17 protein-coding genes are annotated in these 21031 nt (G+C 39.5%); 10 read left to right on the forward strand and 7 right to left on the reverse strand.

Annotated features, from left to right (window positions below; all coding sequences use genetic code 11):
- The first annotated feature begins 84 nt into the window (after nucleotides 1-84).
- On the forward strand, nucleotides 85-2571 hold the full coding sequence (locus tag ED557_11300) for a hypothetical protein (protein ID RNC83277.1): 2487 nt from the start codon (nucleotides 85-87) through the stop codon (nucleotides 2569-2571).
- A 54-nt stretch (nucleotides 2572-2625) separates the two neighbouring features.
- On the opposite strand, the gene ED557_11305 is transcribed toward ED557_11300, so the two are convergent.
- Together ED557_11305 and secG are read right to left on the reverse strand one after the other, a co-directional pair.
- The gene (locus ED557_11305; GenBank protein RNC83278.1) at nucleotides 2626-5502 is read right to left on the reverse strand and encodes an insulinase family protein; all 2877 of its coding nucleotides are present in this window, start codon (nucleotides 5500-5502) and stop codon (nucleotides 2626-2628) included.
- Nucleotides 5503-5669: 167 nt separating this feature from the next.
- On the reverse strand, nucleotides 5670-6056 hold the full coding sequence (gene secG / locus ED557_11310) for a preprotein translocase subunit SecG (protein RNC83279.1): 387 nt from the start codon (nucleotides 6054-6056) through the stop codon (nucleotides 5670-5672).
- 90 nt (nucleotides 6057-6146) lie between these two features.
- Between secG and ED557_11315 the strand changes: the two genes are divergently transcribed.
- The gene (locus ED557_11315; GenBank protein RNC83280.1) at nucleotides 6147-7064 is read left to right on the forward strand and encodes a mechanosensitive ion channel family protein; all 918 of its coding nucleotides are present in this window, start codon (nucleotides 6147-6149) and stop codon (nucleotides 7062-7064) included.
- A gap of 1 nt (nucleotide 7065) precedes the next feature.
- Here the strand turns inward: ED557_11315 and ED557_11320 are convergent, their stop codons facing one another.
- Nucleotides 7066-7707: a hypothetical protein gene (locus tag ED557_11320; protein RNC83281.1), complete on the reverse strand. Its 642-nt coding sequence runs from the start codon at nucleotides 7705-7707 to the stop codon at nucleotides 7066-7068.
- Nucleotides 7708-7781: 74 nt separating this feature from the next.
- Here ED557_11320 and ED557_11325 point away from each other — a divergent pair, with 74 nt between their 5' ends.
- The 4 genes from ED557_11325 (at nucleotide 7782) to ED557_11340 (ending at nucleotide 11906) form a co-directional block, all read left to right on the forward strand.
- Nucleotides 7782-8699, forward strand: coding sequence for a CPBP family intramembrane metalloprotease (locus tag ED557_11325; protein RNC83282.1), 918 nt, complete (start codon nucleotides 7782-7784; stop codon nucleotides 8697-8699).
- A gap of 104 nt (nucleotides 8700-8803) precedes the next feature.
- Entirely contained in the window at nucleotides 8804-10345 is a 1542-nt protein-coding gene (locus tag ED557_11330) for a DEAD/DEAH box helicase (protein ID RNC83283.1), read from the forward strand.
- An 88-nt stretch (nucleotides 10346-10433) separates the two neighbouring features.
- Complete coding sequence (locus ED557_11335) at nucleotides 10434-11051, forward strand: threonylcarbamoyl-AMP synthase (GenBank protein RNC83284.1); 618 nt, start codon at nucleotides 10434-10436, stop codon at nucleotides 11049-11051.
- Between the two features lie 18 nt (nucleotides 11052-11069).
- Nucleotides 11070-11906, forward strand: a complete 837-nt coding sequence (locus ED557_11340; GenBank protein RNC83285.1) for an endonuclease/exonuclease/phosphatase family protein — start codon at nucleotides 11070-11072, stop codon at nucleotides 11904-11906.
- Nucleotides 11907-11916: 10 nt separating this feature from the next.
- Here the strand turns inward: ED557_11340 and ED557_11345 are convergent, their stop codons facing one another.
- Both ED557_11345 and ED557_11350 read right to left on the reverse strand, forming a co-directional pair.
- Nucleotides 11917-12300 carry a DUF427 domain-containing protein gene (locus tag ED557_11345; GenBank protein RNC83286.1) on the reverse strand — a complete coding sequence of 128 codons (384 nt, stop codon included), beginning with the start codon at nucleotides 12298-12300 and terminating at the stop codon, nucleotides 11917-11919.
- A 76-nt stretch (nucleotides 12301-12376) separates the two neighbouring features.
- Entirely contained in the window at nucleotides 12377-12862 is a 486-nt protein-coding gene (locus ED557_11350) for an SRPBCC family protein (GenBank protein RNC83287.1), read from the reverse strand.
- 193 nt (nucleotides 12863-13055) lie between these two features.
- Here ED557_11350 and ED557_11355 point away from each other — a divergent pair, with 193 nt between their 5' ends.
- The 3 genes from ED557_11355 (at nucleotide 13056) to ED557_11365 (ending at nucleotide 17524) form a co-directional block, all read left to right on the forward strand.
- On the forward strand, nucleotides 13056-15389 hold the full coding sequence (locus tag ED557_11355) for a tetratricopeptide repeat protein (GenBank protein RNC83288.1): 2334 nt from the start codon (nucleotides 13056-13058) through the stop codon (nucleotides 15387-15389).
- A 182-nt stretch (nucleotides 15390-15571) separates the two neighbouring features.
- Entirely contained in the window at nucleotides 15572-16984 is a 1413-nt protein-coding gene (locus ED557_11360; GenBank protein RNC83289.1) for a hypothetical protein, read from the forward strand.
- A gap of 6 nt (nucleotides 16985-16990) precedes the next feature.
- Complete coding sequence (locus ED557_11365) at nucleotides 16991-17524, forward strand: hypothetical protein (GenBank protein RNC83290.1); 534 nt, start codon at nucleotides 16991-16993, stop codon at nucleotides 17522-17524.
- A 111-nt stretch (nucleotides 17525-17635) separates the two neighbouring features.
- Here ED557_11365 and ED557_11370 read toward each other — a convergent pair whose 3' ends face one another.
- Nucleotides 17636-18862: a pyridoxal phosphate-dependent aminotransferase family protein gene (locus tag ED557_11370; GenBank protein RNC83291.1), complete on the reverse strand. Its 1227-nt coding sequence runs from the start codon at nucleotides 18860-18862 to the stop codon at nucleotides 17636-17638.
- Nucleotides 18863-18992: 130 nt separating this feature from the next.
- Nucleotides 18993-20345, reverse strand: coding sequence for a choice-of-anchor B family protein (locus ED557_11375; protein ID RNC83292.1), 1353 nt, complete (start codon nucleotides 20343-20345; stop codon nucleotides 18993-18995).
- A gap of 160 nt (nucleotides 20346-20505) precedes the next feature.
- Between ED557_11375 and ED557_11380 the strand changes: the two genes are divergently transcribed.
- Nucleotides 20506-21030 carry a TIGR03546 family protein gene (locus ED557_11380; GenBank protein RNC83293.1) on the forward strand — a complete coding sequence of 175 codons (525 nt, stop codon included), beginning with the start codon at nucleotides 20506-20508 and terminating at the stop codon, nucleotides 21028-21030.
- Nucleotide 21031 lies beyond the last annotated feature (1 nt).

The raw sequence follows: 21031 nt of genomic DNA on the forward strand, positions 1-21031 counted from the left end.
GCATATTTTGCTAGCATTAATATGCGATTGTTGAAAAAATTAACACGATATATTTAACTCTTTATGTAACTAACTCACTCTATCATGAAAAAACTCTGCTTTCTAATTCTTCTGGGCAGTACGTTCATTTACCAGAACGCTAATTCACAGGTAAGTCAGGATCAATTAAAATTTATTTCGAAGTTTAAAGCTCTTGAGAAGGAGCTGCCAAGAGAAAGAATCTATCTTCATACCGATAGGGATAGTTATTATCTGGGTGATAGAATCTGGTTTTCTGCTTATGTACAGCTTGGGAGCTTCAACATGCCCTCCGATTTAAGCAAAGTGTTATATGTAGAGCTGTATGAGCCTGAAGGCAAATTGCTAGAACGTGTAACCGTTGAAATAGAGCAAGGAAGAGCAAGTGGAAATATAAGTTTTACAGAAAAATCAGATAAACCAGGTATCTACAAAATTAAGGCTTATACGGCTTGGGCTCTTAATTTTGGGCCTTCATATGTATTCCAAAAAAATATTGAGGTTAGAACCGGAGAGGAAAGTAAACTTACTGCCAAAGAACAAGATTTTGATGTACAATTCATGCCCGAGGGCGGAATATTAGTCGCTGGATTACCTACACGGTTAGCATTCAAATCAATTGGTACCGATGGATTGGGTAAAGATATACATGGAGTGGTTTACCGGGAAGGCGCTCAGGATTCTATTCCATTTTCTACTGCACATCTTGGAATGGGTGTATTAGAATTTACTCCCCAGCAGAATGGAGAGTATTATGCTGAGGTAAACGGCAAGACCTTTCCCTTACCTGAGGTTGTTACTGAAGGAACTCTTTTATCTGTAAATGACGATCAAGATCAATTTAGTGTCAATGTTCTTTCTAACAGTACAGATGTAGCAGGTACTCCTCTTTTATTTGCTCACGTAAGAGGGGAAGTATTTTCTGCGGAACTGGTGAATATGCAAAATGGAAAGGGACAGGTATTTATTTCAAAAGCTCAGTTACCTACAGGCGTTGTGCACTTTACCTTACTGAATCAAAGCGGGCTTCCTGTAGCTGAAAGATTAGCCTTTAATAAGAATGAGGTAGATGAGTTGGAAGTCTCATTAAGCTTATCAGATGAAGAAGTGGGGTTACGTGACCGTATAGATCTTGGAATTAGAGTAGCTAGTGAGACTGTAGGAGAGTTTGCTTCCAGTGCGAGTATATCGATTTATGATGATTCCATTGATCCATTTAATAGTAACAGACCTTCAATAGTTAGTCGCCTTTACCTCGAAAGTGAACTTGAAGGGCATATTGAACATCCTGGCTTTTATTTTAGCGATCATTCACAGGCTGACGAATATCTGGACATTTTGATGATGACACAAGGTTGGCGTGCCTATGATATGTCTAGTGTATTAGAGTGGGAGAACATAGAGTTGTATTCCTTTGCTGAACAGGGCTTCAGGGTTTCTGGAAGAATCATATCAGGTTTTACCCGAACTGGGAGTGCTGAGTCCCCGGTTATGTTATCCATGGGAGGGGAGAAAAAGGGCTCCTGGCTTGTAACTAGCGATGAAGAGGGCTATTTCGTGATTGATGGATTGAAGATATATGGGAATGAAAGGGTTGAAATAAAAGCGAACGATAGAAAAGGTAGTGATAATATTGTGATTGAAATGGACGATCAATTTTCACATTTACCCGAGAGCAAAGAAGAATTAGTCCAGGTTCTGAAGAAGCTACTCGAAGAGGAGCTTATAGAAATAGAAGCTACAGGTACGGAAGAAGAGGAATTATTTGAGCGAGCTGTAGAAGCCAGCAAAGAGTCGGAGCAGTTTATTGAAGTAATGAAACAGGCAGAGCTGGACGAGATAACTGTAACATCAAACCGTATAGGATTTACAGAGGAGGAATTAGAAGAAGACTATCTGGTTCAAATGTTAAAGCAAAGTGATACAAAAAGTGCATATATCAATCTGGATGAAAAAGACTGGATGAAGAGCTTTAGGGTAGCGCAAATATTAGATCAATTACCGGGAGTAAGGACTGTTTATAGAGGTATTACACCGGGCATAGAAGTAGAAATGGGAGCTACTTTTAATAATCCAGAAGATGATGATCCCGAAAACGAGCCTCTTTATTTTCTTGATGGAATAGAAGTTGGAGCTGCGGACATTTTATCATTGCACGGAAATGATATAAAAACTATAGGAGTGATGAGAAGTTCAGTAGATCTTGCAATGTTTGGATCAAGAGGAGCTAATGGAGTTATTGTAGTTTCTCTTAAGAAAGGAGGAGATTTTAATGAATCTGTAAGAGGATTGATCCAAGCTAACCTCATCGGATATCAACTACCAAGCCAATTTTATTCTCCCAGATATGGAGTAACTGTTCCCAGTGACTATCCCACTAAGGATAACCGTATTACCTTGCACTGGGAGTCTGATTTTGAAGTGACAGGATCAGGAAGTACACTTAGCTTCTGGGCTAATGATGTTCCCTCAACATATCGAATCATAGTAGAAGGTATAACAGAAACAGGTATTCCTTTTTTCGAAACACAGACATTTACTATTACTGAATAAAAAACCCCGTCACATATTTGTAACGGGGTTTAAACTCAGAGAGGGATTGGTATTTTATTTACCGTCCGAGTCTCCCTCTTTTATTTCTTCAATGATGTCACCTTTTTCAGTTACATCCACTACTTCATAGCCTAGGGCTTTAAGTTTATCGCGATGAGAAGCTCCATCACCAACAACAAGAATATGCATATTCTCAATATCGAGATGTCTTCGGGCTAATTCGTTGATCTCTTCTTTACTTATAGTGCGGATGATTTCTGCTTGTTCATCAACATAAGAGCGATCAAGGTTATACCTCATAATAGTACTCAAGAAGCCTGCTTTTTGGAAAGGAGTTTCGTAACGACGAGCGTCTCTTTGCCCAATAGAGTTTCTCATAAAAGTTAATTCATCATCCGAAATTCCATTTTCCCGGAAATCTGAAAGCTCTTTCATGAATTCGTATACCGAGCTATCAGTAGCTACTTCCTTAACACCAGCAGATGCAGTGAATGCACCAGGATCTTCGCTAGCACCAAAGAAAGAACGTGCACCATAAGTCCATCCTTTATCCTCACGTAGGTTAAGATTGATTCTACTGTTGAACGCTCCACCTAAGGTGTAATTCATTAGAGTGGTTTTATAGTACTCACCTGTAGCATCATAGGTAAGATCAGTCATATATCCGATTCTAATCTGAGATTGAGGTGCTCCAGCTTTATCAACCAAATAGATTTTTGTGTAATCTATTGGACTTGGTTTTGGCAGGTCAGGTAATACTGCACCAGTTTGTTCCCAACCAGATAGGAAGTCAAGTTTTGGGAGGATTTCGTCCTCTGAAATCTGACCTACTACTACAATTTCTGTGAGCTCAGGAGTATAGAATTGATCGTAGAATGCTTTTACATCGTCAAGCGTGATTCGCTCAACAGTCTCTTCAATACCCCCTACAGGAACAGAATAGATATGCTCATCACCATATAGCAGACGATTGTAAACTTGTCCGGCAATACTTGCAGGGTTTTGATAAGAAGATCGGATACCTTCTATTTGTTGTTGCTTTAATCGGTCAAAATCTTCCTGAGTGAAACCAGGGCTGAATAAGATTTCCTCTGCAAGTTCAAGAGTTCGGTCAATATTTTTGGTAAGGGAGTTAATACTAATAGTAGTAGTATTATTACCAGCAAATACACTAATAGAACTGGCAATAAGCCTTAACTCCTCCTGGATTTCCTCTGAGGTATAATTCTCTGTCGCTTCATTCATCATTGCTGCAGTCATAGAAGCCAGACCAGCTTTCTGAGAATGATAAGCATCCATTTTGTGACCACCTTTAATAGTCATTTGGATGGTAACAGATGGAACCTCATTAGATTCAGTTCCGATAACTCTAATGCCATTATCCATTTCAGCTCTCCAGAAATCAGGAACTGGTACTAAGGGTGCAGTTCCGGGAGTTGGTTTTACACTTCTGTCAAAGGTGTCCCCGGTTGGTCGGGAATAAGCAAGCCCTGAGTAATCGGTAGTAGGGAATGGATTATCACCTTCAGTAATAGGGGTGAAATTATCTGGCTGAGCAGGCGCAGTTGCACCGCCGTCATTAGGTAAAACACTTTGAATTACTGCGTGCTTGCCATAAATATATGTCTCAAAAACACGCATGATGTCTTCTTTGGTAACGGCATTATATCTCTCAATATCCTTCTCGATATAGTTAACATTACCTTCTATAGTTGCATAATCAGCAAGCTGTGACACTTTTCCGCTAACACTTGTTAACCCGTTGATAAAGCCTGATTCAAAGGATGCCTTGATTTTGGTCATATCCGCATCAGAAACGCCATCATTTTTAAAGTCCTCAAGAATTTGACGCATTTCTGTTTCAAAAGCAGAAAGGGTTTGTCCTGGGAATGGGAGTACAAACATCGTGAACTCACCAGCTAGCTCACTTGCTGGATGGAAAGTTGAAGACTGGATTGCCTTTTGTGTCAGTACGAATTTTTTATAGAAGTAAGAGCTTCTTCCGGTTCCTAGAATTTGTGCCAGGTAATCAAGTGGCGCTTCATCAGGGTGAAATCTTGGAACAGTAGGATAAGTAAAAAGAAGTGCTGGGAAGCGAATGTTCTTATCTACATAAGAAACATAGCGATCGGCATCGAGCACTACAGGATCTAATTCCATATCTGTTACTTCCGGTCCGGCAGGAATAACACCAAAGTATTTTTCAACTAGTTCTACAACCTCATCCGGATTAACATCGCCGCCTACTGTAAGAGTTGCGTTATTAGGTCCGTACCATCTGAGGAAGAACTTTTTAAGATCATCTACATCTACACGATCAAGATCTTCAAGCTTTCCAATAGTCAACCATGAGTAAGGGTGCCCAAAAGGATATAAAGCAGCAGCATTTACTTCACTCCAAAGCCCATATGCACTATTGTCATAATTTTGACCTTTTTCGTTTTTAACTGTCTCACGCTGTACTTCAAATTTCTCCTGGGTAACTGCGTCTAAGAAAAATCCCATTCTATCAGCTTCAAGCCAAAGCATAACTTCAAGCTGATTGCTTGGAACAGTTTCAAAGTAATTTGTTCGGTCGCGATTAGTAGTACCGTTTAACGTACCCCCGGCATCGGTAATAATTTTAAAATGCTCTTCATCGGCTACGTTCTCTGAACCCTGGAACATCATGTGCTCAAAGAAATGAGCAAAACCAGATTTGTAAAGTTCTTCACGAGCAGAACCAACGTGATAGGTTACATCAACGTGAACTAAAGGATCAGAGTTATCCTCGTGGATAATAAGGGTAAGACCGTTATCTAAAACGTATTTTTTATAAGGAATAACAATCTCATCTCCCTCTCTTTTTACTTCTTCTACCAACTTTGTTTGAGCAAGAAGAATAGGTTGACTTACAATCCCCACAATTAGGGCAAGCAATAATTTTTTCATAGATATAGGATTAATCGTTAATGAAATGGTCTTTGAATATACAGGAAGTAATCCCGCATAAAAAAGCCAAAATATTTTACAACGAGAGGAGTGAATGAAAGTTACGAGGACTTTATAAAATACTGTAAACAAAAAACCCCCACGCTTTTGCGTGAGGGTTTAAAAAATTAATTGTCTGAATCGTCAGAACCCCCATCATTATTGACGGGAGGTGGAGGAGTTTGAGAAGGAACGGCTGATTGAGTTTGCGATGGAACAGCAATGTCATTAATAGGAGCTCCTTGTTCAAGTACACTATTTTGAGGTGCAGTATTTCTGTCGATAGCAAAGTTTGCGAGTACACAAAGTGCTAGAAAAGCAGCCCCAAGAACGGTAGTAGCTTTTGAAAGAAGATCAGCGGTTCTTCGTGCACCAAGTCCTGCACTTCCACCCATTCCAGCCCCTGCGCTGGCAATTCCTGATAAACCTTGTCCCTGACCGTTTTGTAGTAAAATCACCAGCGTTAACAGAACGCAAATTAAAGTGATCACAGCAATGATAATATTATAAAGCATTGGATTTTTAACTTAACTTTTGCAAAAGGCCTTAAAGATATTCAAATTTGCATTTTCAAACCAATTAAAAGAACATCTTAAATTGCTTTGATGGAAGACTTTCGTAATCGAATAACAAATTTCCTGGGAAACTCACCAGATCTAACTGCCAATATCTTTGAAACCATTGGCATTATTTTCCTTTTATGGTTTATTCGCTTCATTATTCTTCGAATCATAGTTAAGAGGTCTGAGAGTAAGCGTACACAGTATAAATGGCGGAAAAACTCAACATATGTCGCTTATTTCATTGGAATATTTGTAGTTGGGCAGATCTGGTTTTCAGGCATTGGCGATATAGCAACCTATTTAGGGTTACTATCTGCAGGTATTGCTATAGCTCTTAAAGACCCTATAACAGATCTGGCTGCCTGGTTATTCATAATTTGGAGAAAGCCATTTGATGTAGGTGATCGAATTCAGCTAGGGGATAGTAAAGGGGATGTAATTGATGTTCGAACCTTCAAATTTACCATTTTAGAGATTGGCAACTGGGTAGATGCTGATCAGAGTACCGGGCGGGTTATTCATATTCCAAATAACTATGTATTCACAAAACAACTAGCTAATTACACCAGCGACTTTAAGTTTATTTGGAATGAGTTACAGGTACTTGTCACTTTTGAGAGTGATTGGAAAAAGGCGAAAGAGATTCTTAATGAAATTGTTAGTGAGGTTTCTAAGGAATTCATTGAAAAAGCCAAAGAAGAAATAGCAAAGGCTTCCAAATCGTATTTAATTGAATTTACCTACCTGACACCCATAGTATATACAGATGTTAAAGACAGCGGTATAAATCTTACCATCCGCTATTTAACCGATCCCCGGAGAAGAAGAGGAACCAGTCAAAAGATTTGGGAACAGATATTAGATGAGTATGCAAAGTATGATAACATAGATTTTGCCTATCCAACCATCCGCTATTACGACAACCCGAAAGAAGGAAAACCGGGAACAAAACCTTCCTGAGCTAGTCCTCTTCTCTTAATTTTGGAATAGGCTGTATTAAATCCGGGGAGTTATTTGCAAGATCATTTACCAGATCAGGTACCCGGACTACTGTAACCTCCGGAAGTAAATTCACATCATTAAATCCTTCGGTAAGTATTGATGCTGCTTGTCCATCAAACCAGATTTGGAAATCATCGGGATCAATAATACAAGGCATTGTATTGGTAACAGGCTTTATGAGTACATTCGCAGCTTTAGTAATTACGGTAAAAGTATTCCTTTGGCCCTCATGCTCAGAATAAATACCGGCAATACCTAAGAGCTTACGGGTGTGTATTCTTGTATAAAAAGGTAATGGATCACTTACTGTTTTTTTCCATATGTAAAACCCGTTGATAGGAACGAGGCAGGCATTGGTGACAAGTAAATCCCGGTATTTTTTATTTTCAAGTAGCTCATCTATATCAATAGCACTTCCCAGTTCATCCATGCCCCAGATAGAATTTTCCAGAACGGTTCGTCCATCTATTTTATAAAGAATAGGAAGCGAATTACCTGGTGCTGCATTATAAGTTGGATTAAGAATTGATTTTGAACCCGGTATAACCCCAAAGATCTCTTCCATTTCCTCTTTGTCCGTGCTAAAAACGTAACGCTCCATAAATCCTGTGTTTGTTTTAAAAGTATGTTTGTATCATCTCCATATATAGAAACTTCGCAGTATCCTCATTTAGTATGAATCCATTTTTTAATCAAGCAGAAAACAGGCCCAGAGTCCTTATTCGAATTGTAGTATTTCTGTTTTTAGGGATTATTTTGCTGGGCTTCTCTGTAGGTTTTGATTTATATGGATTTGAGTACCTATTTGCCGGTGTGATCATCTTAGCTTTCTTTCACATTTTTTATCGGTTTATTGATCAGAGAAGCTCATTGAAAGAAGCGGGTATTAGCCCTTCTAAAACATGGTTTCTTGAGTTTTTTGTCGGAAGTATTGCTGCGGCAAGTGCGATGTCATTGATTTTCGGCATTCAATGGCTAACAGGTGATATCACAATACAAGGATATGCCTGGAATAGGGTTTCCTCAACATTCTGGTTAATCCCTGCATTGGGTTATTTCGTTAAAATGCTCAGCGTAGGTTTGTATGAAGAGCTTCAATTTCGCTCATACTTGATACCAAATATGAAAGAGGGGCTTACATTCGGTAAGGTTACTCCGGTTCAAGCTAGTTTACTTGCTGTTTTTTTAAGTTCAGCGCTATTTGGAGTAGCTCATATTTTCAATCCAAATGCTACCTTTTTTTCTACGGTCAATATTCTACTAGCCGGGATAATGCTGGCCTTTCCATACCTGCTAACCGGACGGCTAGCTTATTCAGTAGGTATACATTTTGCCTGGAACTATGTGCAGGGAGGTGTATTTGGATTCAAAGTGAGTGGAACAGAAAATTTCTATTCATTGCTAACACTTCAGCATCATGGAAATCCGATTTGGACCGGAGGAAAGTTTGGTCCGGAAGGAGGGATAATTGGGCTGTTAGGGATAATGATTGTATCACTTATTGTGTATGCACATATCAAGAGGTCAAATAAAGAAATAGAGCTTAATGTGATGTTTAAACAGCGGTTTTTGGAAAATCAGCAGCAGCAATAAAAAGGGTGAGCTTAGAAAGCAAGTTTTGTATATTTGTGCGTTCCTGAAGGAACCAGATCTTTGAAATATTAACGATTAAGCAAAACTTGAAAGAGGTGTAACCATTGTCTTTTGAAGAATATGGTCTGAGCCCCGAATTATTGAGCGGGCTGACCGATGTACAAATTGATGCGCCTTCACCTTTTCAGCAACAAGTGTTACCGGCTGCCTTAGATGGAAAAAATCTACTCGTAAAGTCAGAAGCCGGAGACATAGTTTCATTTTTAATTCCAACGTTAAAAACACTTGTAGAGAACGGAGAAAAAGAAGGCACCAAAGTTTTAATCTTAACACCATCTATAGAGCGTGCTATTGCCATTGATGAACTAATATGGGCTACAGGATATCATGCTCAAATAAGCAGTGCGTTGCTTGCCATTAAAGGTAACAAAGAAGAACAAGAGCAAGCCGTACTTGATGGGGCGCCAGTGATTGTAGCTAATCCCGGGCGTTTAATTGAAATACTGGATAAAAATAATTTCCATTTAAAAGAGCTACAACTCATCGTAATTGATGAAGCTCATGATATGGAAAACTTTAACCTGGTAAACAGGGTGAAGGATATCTTACGCTTTGTTGACGGGAAACCACAAACGTTGGTGCTTTCGGAGCAAAGAAATAATGCTACTGAAGAGCTTGTAAAAGTAACTCTTCAAAACCCAGAGCTCATCGGTTTTGATATCCAGGAGCCTTCTGAGAAAAAAGGAAAAGCGAATGGGGCGGCTCCACAAAAGAAGGAGGAAGCTCCCGAAAATGATTCCTCAGAAATCGATCTTGAAGGGGCTAAGAAAAAGCTAGATGAAGTCTCTGTAAAAGTGGTTCTGAAAGCTGACCAAAAAGAAGAGGAACCTGCACAAGAACAACCGGCTGAAAAACCTGCTTCAGCAAAAAAAGGAAAGGCTGGAAAGCAAAAGTTAAGTGCCAAAGAGCATGGTTTTATAAACGTACCTCCGCGCATGAAAATCTCTACACTTATGGCGCATCTGGAGGAATCTACAGCCCAAAAAGTCATAGTTTTTTCAGCATCAAAGAGAACTGCAGACAGACTATTCCATATCCTCAAGAAAAAGAATTGGGGAGTAGTTAGTGTAAGTGGTGACCTTGAAAAAGAGATTTATACCGAGCGCTATGAAAAGTTTGTTTCCGGAGACATGCGTGTTTGTGTAACCGGAGGAATGTCGGTAGAAGATATCGAGATACATCAGGCTGAGGAGATTATTAATTACGATGTGCCAGAAAGCGTAGACGAATACAGTCGTCGAATTGAACTGGTTAAGTCTGGCAAAACAGCCAGAATTATTTCATTGGTATCCAAAATGGATAAGGATGATATAGCCCGAATTTCCGATGAATTGGGATATGCTCCTTTTGAAATTCCATTACCGCTTCAGGTTAAGGAAAAAAAGAAGGGGAACAAGTCGGGTCCTAAGAAAAGAGCAACGGGAAAGAAACCCGCTGCACAAAAGAATAAAGCAAAGAAAGCACCCAGAAAAAAGGTGAAGCCAAATGAATTACCCAGACCAACTTATGAAGGTTTGTCTGGAGGAAGAGATGGAGATTCCAACTCTAAAGGAGTGTTTGGTTGGGTAAAAAAGTTGTTTAACTAAACAACTCCCAAAGGCATCCATATTGGATGCCTTTTTTTATTTGTAGAAATAGTGTTCTGCTTATATTCACAATCAGGAGGAAGAGAGTATGGCAGAGTTTATAAAGATCTTTAGCAACCCAATTGATCAAAAAGCGATTGATAAGGTTGTGGCTGTTCTAAAGCGTGGAGGCCTTGTTATTTATCCAACTGATACCGTTTATGGGCTTGGGTGCGATATCTATAATAAGAAGGCACTGGAGAAAGTAGCCAGAATAAAAGGGGTTAAACTTGAAAAGGCAGAGTTGTCTTTTATATGCTCCGATCTGAAAAATCTTTCGGATTATACTAGTCAGATTGAAACCAAAACCTTCAAAATTTTGAAGAGGTCTCTCCCAGGACCTTATACTTTTATCCTTCCTGGAGGAAGTAACTTACCTCCGGCATTCAAGAGAAAAAAAACAGTGGGGATTAGAATTCCTGATAGTCCAATTGCCTTGGCTCTGGCCAAATCATTGGGTAACCCGATAGTTTCTACCTCAATAAAAGATGAAGATGAAGTGATCGAATATACCACCGACCCGGAGCTGATATTTGAAAAGTGGCAAGGCCAGGTCGATATAGTAATTGATGGAGGTTATGGAGGGAATGAAGGATCAACAGTAGTCGATCTTACCACATCTACACCCGTTTTAATTCGCGAAGGAAAAGGTGAAATTATCTTATAAAGTCATAATGTCAATAGAATGAAAAAAACTATCCTAACTTTTCTAATAACGACCTGCATTTCTCTCATGGTTTTAGCGCAAGACTATTCTGCTATGACTTATAATATTCGATACAACACTCAGGGAGATGGAGTGGATTGGTGGGAGAATAGAAAAGAATGGGTAGCTGATGTAATCAACTTTTATGAACCGGATGTACTTGGTATACAAGAAGGTTTGCATGGGCAGGTAATGTATTTAGATAGTGCTCTGATTGAATACTCTTATGTAGGGGTAGGAAGAGATGATGGACTAAAAGAAGGGGAATATGCAGCCATTTATTTTAAAGAGGAGAAACTAGCGGTACTAGATTCAGGAACTTTTTGGCTATCAGAGACACCCAATGAACCTTCGTATGGTTGGGGAGCAAACTTCAGGAGAATTACTACCTGGGCTGAATTCCAGGATAAAGATTCAGGAGATATAATATGGGTACTAAACGCCCATTTCGATCATGAGACTCCGCTGGCCAGGCTGAATGGAGCCAAACTGATGTTAGAGAAGCTGGAGTCTTGGAATACTACTAATGACCCTGTTATCGTGATGGGTGATTTTAATGCTATCCCTGAAGCAGAACCGATTCAGGTTTTTAGTTCTGAATTATATGACTCAAAAGAAGTTTCGCAAACCTCTCCTATTGGGCCTATTGGAACGTACAACGGCTTTGATGTACATCATCCGCTGGACAATAGAATTGATTATATATTTGTGAATGGGAAAATCAATGTGCAGAAATACGCTGTTATATCAGAGACTAGAGATCAGCGAACACCGTCCGATCATCTTCCGGTATATATAAAATTCAATACGAACTAATTCATTTAGATCATTCATAGGGAAACAGCTCGAAAGAAACTTTTCTGGTATCAAAAGCCAGGCACCCTTCGATGGGGCGGGAGTATTCAATAGGGTTTTCATAACTCCAGGCAATGTTTTTGACCCATAAATTAGAGCCGGAATAGTAATCCCAGTAACTGGCCTTTCCCTTAATAGGGCATTCGTATTCAAGATCATTCTTACGATAATGGCTCATATCCAGATCGTCTTTCGGTATATAGTAGGTAGGATCATATATTTTATGACCCACTTCCTTTAAAATAATGGCTTCATAAGTTTCTGCCAGAATATGACCCTCATAAGAAATTCGGATTTTTCTGGAAGGTTTCTCAAGCTCATGATAATGAAGCTGGTTCATGTTTCTCTTTACCATAATGGATCAATAGAATGAAAAGCTTCGGAATCATCACATTCCGAAGCATGGATTTACTTTTCTAACTTGAAAGTGATTAAGCAGCTACCAGCACTCCTTTTTTCCCAATGAGCTTTCCGGTTTTTAAATGAGTATTAAGTCCGTCAGCTACTTGCGTGAGGATGTTTTCGAACTGTTTTTTCATGACAACAGATGCCATCACCTTACCTACCACACCAAATTTCGGTTTAAACTTCATGTCGAAGATGAGGGTGCTTTTTTGGTCTTTTGCTTCACTTACCGAAATGGTTACCAGGCTTTTCTCGATTGGGAATGGTCCCGGATCATAAACTTCAACGGTATATTTTTCTCCTTCTATATAGTCGAATACACGTTCTCGTATTTCTCCACCATTGTACATCACACAGGTTCTTTCTGCTCCGTCACCATAAGGGGTTCCATTAGTAATGGGAGAAGACTCAATAAGTGGATGAATCTTGTAAATAGAACCGAAGTCCTTAATAATATCCCAAACCTGGGTTTTGGGAGCGTCAATAGTTTTGCTAACTGTTAATTCATGCATAATTCTAGGTATTTGTTACTATTCGGGAGTAAATCTACTATGTCTGTATAGCACAAAAAATGCTGATGAGATAGGAAGGATTTTTTTGTGACGGTTGGGATCGTAATCCTCGTGATACTTCTTCTTTGGTATAAAAAGGAATTCAATTCAATCCCAAAATTGATATGTTCCTCCCACAATAGACTACCTATACTTGAGTAAACCAGGAATAATAGAATCTGAAAAACGGGGACTTGTGGCTGTAATGTTTGCAGAAATTGCGAACTATTTTGCCATTGTAAACCAGGATGAACATCAATTAAAAAGGGTTCAGTCTTCGTTTATTCATCTGATTAAAGAAGTGGTTCAAAAGTTTGGGGGAGAGCTTATCCAGAATTATGGAGAAGGTGTTTTGTTAACTTTTCAAAGTTCCATCCATGCAATGGGTGCCGCTAAAGAACTTCAGCAACTTAGTTTGTTGGAGAAGAAACTCAGCCAAAATATAAAAGTAGGGATGCATATTGGTGATATTCTCTATGATGAAGGAGGCGTATTGGGAGATAGTGTAAATGTATCTGCTCGACTTGGAGCTCTGGGAGTGGGAGGCAGTATAATTTTCTCCGAAAAAGTTTACGATGACATAAAAAACCAGGGAGGTTTTACTCCCGTTTTTCTGGGAGAGTTCGAACTCAAAAATGTGTCTGAGCCTATAAAAGTTTTTGCCTTAGGCAATGAAGGGCTTATCCTCCCGAGATACGATCAAATAAGAGCTCAAAGAAGTAATTTTATAAATAGTATTGCTGTTCTTCCTTTTCTTGACATCAACGAGGCTTCAGAGGATAGTTTTCTAAGTGACGGTATCACTGATGAGATCATTAATTCCTTATCTAAAATCGAAGGCCTGAAAGTTACCTCGAGAACCTCCAGTTTTGCCTTCAAAGGTAAATTCAATGATGTAAGAGTGATTGGCAAAGAATTAGGCGTTGGCTCAATCCTTGAGGGCACAGTACAAAGAGCTGGGGATAGAATTAAAGTTTCGGCGAGGCTGTATAATACCTCAGACGGTTACCAGGTTTGGTCAGATTCATTCAATGGGATGATGACAGATGTATTTGAATTGCAGGATCAAATTGCAGAAAAGATAAGCAGGCAGTTAAAGGCCAATTTTACTGCCCGTAAAAAACACTTAAAAGCAGCACCCACGCAAAATATAGAGGCGTATAATCTTTATCTCGAGGCCAGGTATTATTGGAATAATGGTTCAGTTCCGGAATTAAAAAGAGCTATTAGCTTATTTAGAGAGTGTCTCGAATTGGAGCCCAATTTTAGCCAGGCATGGTCCGGATTAGCTACCGCAAACGCTTACCTGGGTGCATATGGACAAATGCCACCCAATGAAGTCTATCCTGAAGCAAAAAAAGCCGCATTAAAAGCTTTAGACCTGGATCACCGCCTTGCAGAATCTCAAATTGCACTAGCTTTCGTTGAGTTTTTTTATGAGCTGGATTGGGTAAAGGCCGGAATTTCATTTGAAAGAGCATTGGAGTTAAATCCGGGATCAGCGCAGGCACATCATACTTATAGCTGGTATTTATCGGCAATGCGAAGGCACAATGAAGCGATTAATGAAATAAATATTGCTCTTCATCTTGATCCACTTTCTCCTTCAATAGCCACTTATCTGGCTGAGGCTTATTTCTATGCCGAAAACTATGAAGCTGCTCTTGAGCAATACAATAGAGTTCTTGAGCGATATCCAAATCATAAAAGAGCGCTCGAATTTAAAGCCCGGATACTAAGTACCAACGGCGACTTAGAGGGAGCTTATGAAGTATGGAAGAAGATAAAATCACTAAGTCTTGAGCCTAATCATGGAATATCTGGATTCGGAATTTATTATGGTGAGATCGGTGATAAAGAAAAAGCACTGGAGATTATCAAAAAGGTGGAGGAGCGCGAGAAGAATGAACCCGGAATAAGCTTCTCTAACGATTATGCATTCATCTACACAGCAATGGGAGAGTACGAAAAAGCATTGGATGCATTAGAAAGTTCTTTCGAAATACGTTCTGGGGTATTTACTATTTCACTTCATCCAATTTTTGATCCTATTAGAGATCATCCCCGATTTAAAAAGCTAATGGATCAAATCCGAAGGGAGCCGGAATACTATTTCAGTGAATCCGGTACAGCAACACTTGAGGAAGAAGATACGGTTGTATTAAAGTCGGAAATCAATGAGTCTTTGAAGCTGAAAAAAGGAAGTATTATCTACATTGAAGCGGAGGGTAACTATTCGAAGATAGTTTGGGAAGAGAATGGAAAGGCAAGGAGTAAACTGTTACGTATTGTAATCAAGAAACTCGAAAGTCAGCTCATTAACCCGTTCTTAATTCGATGTCACCGATCTTTCATTGTCAATCTTAACAAAGACTTCGAAGTTTTGGGCAATGCCAGAGGATACCGCCTAAAGCATAAGCTCTTAGAAAAGGAAATTCCTATTTCCCGCTCAAAAGGGAGTGAGATAGTTTCCTTGTTAAATGGTTAATCGATATTAAGAAGAGGGGCGTTTTGTCATCGGGTTTTACACTTGGTTATCCAAATCTAGATAATAGTTAGAAATAAGTGTAACGTTTACAGAAGCGGTTGCTCTTAGTACTGTCTGGTCAGAAATAAACTAAAGAGAACACATACATAAAAAAACTATATCGGTTTTTTGGAGTATGTTCGTTGGCCTTCTTGATTTCATGTTCCCAAACAAGTCCCGGACATGAAGAAGTGGAACTACCCGATATTAACTTTGAGAAATCACCAATCACTTACGTGAGGCCCACCGGTGAAATCATTAACCCTGCGGATGAACATGCCAAAGATGTTTCTTCACCTTTTTTGTGCCTGGTAAATACCTTGGCTAATGAAGGAGAGGAGTGGGCATATAACACAGAAAAATATTCTCTGGAGATTCCGGACGAATATTTAGACGACCCCAATTTGGAAACCCGGGATATTGTATTTCGAATTGCAGCTCAAAATGCTCACTTACGAGAATCAGCTGATGATCATGAAGGAGGAGGGATTGTACGATTTGCTCGTTGTAAGCTTCCTGATAGCCCAGCTATTATTGTTGCTGTAGAAAAGAAGCTTGGAGAATTTGATCAAGATTCGTGGATGTATGCTGAAGTAAAAGACAAGGATACCAACGAAAAGCAGTTCATGGGCGATTGGGTATACATGTGCACGGCAGTGATTGATCACTTCTGGTGTGATCGTCCCAATGTACCAGATCCATATAATGACTCAGGCTGTACTTATTCCCATTCTACCTGTACCACCTATTCCTGGGTATATGTAGATGATGGCGGTGGAGGCGGAGGTGGAATAGGTGCCGGTTCCGGAGACGGAGACCCTTGTGCGGCATGTAATCCGGATGGAGCAGGCATTTGCACCAACCAGGAAAGCGGAGGTGTTCCCCAAAGTTGTGCCATCGATTTTAATATTAGCGTGATAACAAATCCTTGCCAACTAGCGGAGTTACTTGAAGAGGATGGCTTTTTTAAAAGTTATATGCTCAGTTTAGTAAATGAAGCAAATACCAAAAACAGAGAAACAGGCTGGACTTTTTATAAAGATGGTAATGGAAACCCACATTATCAGTACCATCAAGGCCCTGTTGGTGGAGAAGATATGTATTTTAATTCTCCTCATAGCGTTGATGGAGCTATGCATCAGCATTATAATTTCCCTGGTGCACTCTCTGTGTTTAGTACGACTGATTTAGAGGCTTTATATGGAATGTATAATGCAGGAGGTATCAATAACCTGGGAACCTTTACCTATGGTCTGGTGACTTTTTTTGGAACCCGGTATATGCTTGCGGTGGATGATGAACAAGCAGTAATTAATTTTCTAACCACTAAATTTAGCACCCAGGCGCAAGTCGATTCCTTTAGTGGTTTGTATACCTTTCTACTAGATAATTATGCAGATATATATGGTAAAGTAGTAGGTGAGCAACTTGCTTTTCTCGAAATGATAGAGGGTTCAGGATTTAAGTTCTTTGAGGCGAATCCAAATTTTACCTCATGGACAGCAAAAAGACTACACTCCAACGGAACCACAATCGTTAATGATAACTGTAACTAAAAGACTATGAAACGATTTACAATACTTACACTTAGCATGTTGGCCATATCCATGCTTTCCTTCGGCCAAACCCCAGAGATAGATATAGATGAAGCGATTCGTGGATATGCAAAGGTATCAAAATATGCTGGAACATGGATTTCCATTGAAGGAGACGACACCCTAATCGTTAACTTAGAGCTAGGAACATTTTATCAGAAACGTTTTAATAAAGATATTCCTGTGCTCTTTGGAACCTATACCTATTCCCTATCAAGCAGTAAGCAGTTAGCTATGGTAGCTGTTGAGGAAGGGGAATTTACTTTAAATAATGGATTACTTGTTGGTCGTGATTCACGTCCCTCAATTAACTTTTCATATAAGGATACAGAAACAGGTAGACCTTCACGGTTACGCCTTTATGTTGATGAATCTGATGAAAATATACTTTATTGGCATATTGTAAAGACTACAAGATGGATAATCAACGGCGAAGCAAGGTATCCAGCTGGATATTCAGTACCTGAAAATTTAACTCTGGTTCGAGTTGATTCGGATTAGGTTAATAGTCCACCCTTTTTTGGTGGGCTCAAGTACAAAAAAGAGGTGCAAAGAAACAAAAATGCCCTCACAATAACGTGTGAGGGCATTTAATTTTTTTTAAGATTCAAATCAGGCGGTTAGTTTGCTTGCTGATGCCATCACAAAATCCTTGATAGCTTCAAAAGCTACCAATGTTTTTTCGATGTGAGCATCGGTATGAGCAGCAGTAGGAATTAGTCGGATGAGTACAATTCCTTTAGGTACCACCGGATAAGCAACACCACTAACAAAAACCCCATGTTCTTCACGAAGTTTTCTCATAATCGCGGTACAAAGGTCTGTGCTTCCCTGAGTAAGAACCGGAGTTACGGGGCTCTCAGAAGGGAGTACATTATACCCTATCTTTTGAAGGCCTTCACGTAGCTTTAAGGTGTTTTTCCAAAGGGTATCTCTCCACTCCGGATTATTCTTAATTAGTTCAAGGCGCTTTCTTGCTGTAACCACAATAGGTAGCGGTAAAGATTTGGCAAAAATCTGGCTACGGGCGTTTGCTCTAAGGAACTCAATTACTCTTGGCTCAGAAGCAACAAAAGCACCAATTAATGCAGCAGCTTTTGCAAACGTGCCAAAATAGATATCGATTCCATCCTGACAGCCCAGATGTGTACCAGTACCGGAGCCATCTTCACCAAGTGTTCCGAAACCATGTGCATCATCAACTAAAAGTCGGAAAGGAACTTCTTTTTTGAGCTCAATGATCTCAGGAAGAATTCCCAAGTCACCAGTCATTCCAAATACACCTTCAGTCACAACAAGGATAGAGGAATTATCTTTTTTCTTGGAAGCGGCTCTGTATAACTGCTTTTTGAAGCTTTCAATGTCATTGTGCTTAAAAACAGACTTGTCTGCCATAGATAGCTGTTTACCATCTACGATACACGCATGACTAAGCTCGTCATAAATAAGAAAGTCGTTGCGGTCTACGAGTGAATGAATCACACTCATAATACCCTGATAGCCATAGTTTAGAAGCATAGCCTCAGGCTTATGAATGAATTCAGCCAGTTCTTCTTCCAACGCTTCATGTTCGGTAGAGTTACCCGTCATCAAACGAGCTCCCATAGGGGCGCTAAGGCTATACTTTGCCGTAGCCTCAGTGTCTACCTTTTTAATTTCTTCGTTACTACCAATTCCAAGGTAATCGTTGATGCTCCAAACGACCATATCCTTGCCGTTGAACTTCATTTCTGGGCCTAATGAACCCTCTAGTCTTGGAAATGTGTAGTACCCGTATCCTTCAGATGTGAATGGCCCTAAGGGGCTGGGCCGTTCTTCAAGCTTATCAAATAAATCCATGCAGAAACTAGATTGCTAAGAGATTATAAATTAGTTAGTGAGAGTATAGTTTTTGAAAGCTGTAAAAATACGCAAATATCAAATTAACTAAAAAGATGCTTTCCAATCAGTTTCTTCAAACTTTTTAGCCTTAAAAAGTGGGCTTAAGTATGAAAAGCCCGTCTTCAATATCGCTTACAATAACAACATCATTTTTGAAGAAAGGGTAATTACTCCAGGTTCCTGAGTACCCAACATTGTCATTTTCAGGATGAGTATCAAAATAGCCTAAAGGTATTAATTCGGCATTGGCAAGATTGCCTATTCTAAAGGCTCTTAGCCCTGATGTGTAATTCGTCTGATATACGATATTATCTTTGATATATAAGTTATGGTCGATTGACGGAGTATCGTGGGTATAATGCCCAACAAAGGTTGGTGTTTCCAGATTCCGAACATCCCAAATATACGTCTTGGTATTTCTTCCAAGATTACCCTCATCAATTTCGTCATTCATTAAGAAATAAGTATGATCCTCGGTCAGCCAGCCTTGATGAGAGTATTGCATTTCACTAGCGCCACTAAATCCTATAGTTGTAGGATTATTTTTATCAGTTACATCACTTATCACTACTGCTCCTTCAGCTGAACCAAAACATAATTCTTTTCCTGAGTATTCTGAATCTGGCCCATCATAATTGACACATTGTGCATCATGCTTATATCCAATACCTACATTTACAGCACTTGGAAGTTCTGTTTCAGGGTCAAAATAGCACCCGGCAAATGATGGATTAAGCGGGGAGTTTATGTCAATGATATGTAATCCTGTTTCCTGCCTTGAACCACATATTTCGGATGAAGTTATACCTACCACATAGGCAAAACCTGTTTGCTCATTAATGGCAATATTGTGAGCATTCGCAAAACGATCGTAAAGAGTATCGTGAGTGAAGGTTAAGAATTCACCGTCGTAATCTCTCAATTTTGTAAGGTCAAAAACCTGCATTCCATGTGCCTGGCCATCACTTACTACAAATACATGGTCATCAAAAACTTTCAAATCCCTCCAGGTAGACCCCTCAGCAATATTTTTCGAAGCCTCGGTTGTGCCTATTCCTAAATAACATGCAGGGTATGCTTCACTTGGATCAACGACCTTGAACTTTGCATTAATATTCGATTCCTCGAGCTTACCAATTACGACCGGACTATTTGGATCAGAAATATCAACAAAGCTTACCCCATCTGTTAATCCTACGAGAGCATAGTCTTTATTTGTCTGAGGATCAGTCCATCCCCAAATATCATTCAACCGGGTACCACCTAAATCTTCAGCAGATAAATGCGCATACAAATCAAAATTTTCACAGGAATATGTACCGGATGCGGTCCCGTCTTCACAAGGAGAAGAGGCGTCAATTCCTTCATCCGATTTACATCCTGACACGAAAACCAGGATCATTATTAAAAAGAAAGGGGGGATATAAGAAGAAAAGCGCATAAACTTAATCGTGATAATAAATTAAACTACGAAAAATAGCTTTGAATATTTTAATTGCCCGAATTAATAGAATATTAAACTTCAATAAGCACTGTTATTAGGGTGTGAATTTTGAATCTATGTAAATACATTACACACCAAAGATGATTGGTCAATAATTATGTTACTCTTTCTCAAATACATTGCAAAGTTGCTAAAAGCACTTGCTTCTGAAGCTTCTCCGGGACAAATAGCCGGTGGGTTAATTCTGGGGATGATTATCGGGCTTACCCCGGTTATGTCTGCTCACAACCTGCTCATCCTGGTTCTCATTATCATTTTAAAAGTAAATATTGGAATGGCTATTCTAAGCTTCATTGTATTTAGCGGCTTTGCCTATCTGGCCGATCCATTATTTCATGCATTTGGCACCTGGTTATTGGAATTAGAAAGCATGCGCCAAACCTGGACAATGATGTACGACAACGAATTTTGGGCGATAACAAAATTCTATAATACGGTGGTAATAGGAAGTTTCTTAATCGCATTGATACTTTGTATCCCGATGTTCCCAATTGCTAAAGTAGGTGTGGTTCAGTATCGCATTCACATTCATGAACGAGTGATGAGGACTAAACTGATGAAGATGCTTAAAGGGACAAAGCTGTATTCGATCTATCAAACTGTAAGTAGAGTGAGAGGTTAAG

The organism is Balneola sp., assembly GCA_003712055.1.
GTDB lineage: Bacteria > Bacteroidota > Rhodothermia > Balneolales > Balneolaceae > RHLJ01.

Excerpts from the sequence above, each read along its gene's own strand:
- ED557_11300 (RNC83277.1), top strand. The coding sequence starts at position 85 with ATGAAAAAACTCTGCTTTCTAATTCTTCTGGGCAGTACGTTCATTTAC.
- ED557_11305 (RNC83278.1), bottom strand. The coding sequence starts at position 5,502 with ATGAAAAAATTATTGCTTGCCCTAATTGTGGGGATTGTAAGTCAACCT.
- secG (RNC83279.1), bottom strand. The coding sequence starts at position 6,056 with ATGCTTTATAATATTATCATTGCTGTGATCACTTTAATTTGCGTTCTG.
- ED557_11315 (RNC83280.1), top strand. The coding sequence starts at position 6,147 with ATGGAAGACTTTCGTAATCGAATAACAAATTTCCTGGGAAACTCACCA.
- ED557_11320 (RNC83281.1), bottom strand. The coding sequence starts at position 7,707 with ATGGAGCGTTACGTTTTTAGCACGGACAAAGAGGAAATGGAAGAGATC.
- ED557_11325 (RNC83282.1), top strand. The coding sequence starts at position 7,782 with ATGAATCCATTTTTTAATCAAGCAGAAAACAGGCCCAGAGTCCTTATT.
- ED557_11335 (RNC83284.1), top strand. The coding sequence starts at position 10,434 with ATGGCAGAGTTTATAAAGATCTTTAGCAACCCAATTGATCAAAAAGCG.
- ED557_11340 (RNC83285.1), top strand. The coding sequence starts at position 11,070 with ATGAAAAAAACTATCCTAACTTTTCTAATAACGACCTGCATTTCTCTC.
- ED557_11345 (RNC83286.1), bottom strand. The coding sequence starts at position 12,300 with ATGGTAAAGAGAAACATGAACCAGCTTCATTATCATGAGCTTGAGAAA.
- ED557_11350 (RNC83287.1), bottom strand. The coding sequence starts at position 12,862 with ATGCATGAATTAACAGTTAGCAAAACTATTGACGCTCCCAAAACCCAG.
- ED557_11365 (RNC83290.1), top strand. The coding sequence starts at position 16,991 with ATGAAACGATTTACAATACTTACACTTAGCATGTTGGCCATATCCATG.
- ED557_11370 (RNC83291.1), bottom strand. The coding sequence starts at position 18,862 with ATGGATTTATTTGATAAGCTTGAAGAACGGCCCAGCCCCTTAGGGCCA.
- ED557_11375 (RNC83292.1), bottom strand. The coding sequence starts at position 20,345 with ATGCGCTTTTCTTCTTATATCCCCCCTTTCTTTTTAATAATGATCCTG.
- ED557_11380 (RNC83293.1), top strand. The coding sequence starts at position 20,506 with ATGTTACTCTTTCTCAAATACATTGCAAAGTTGCTAAAAGCACTTGCT.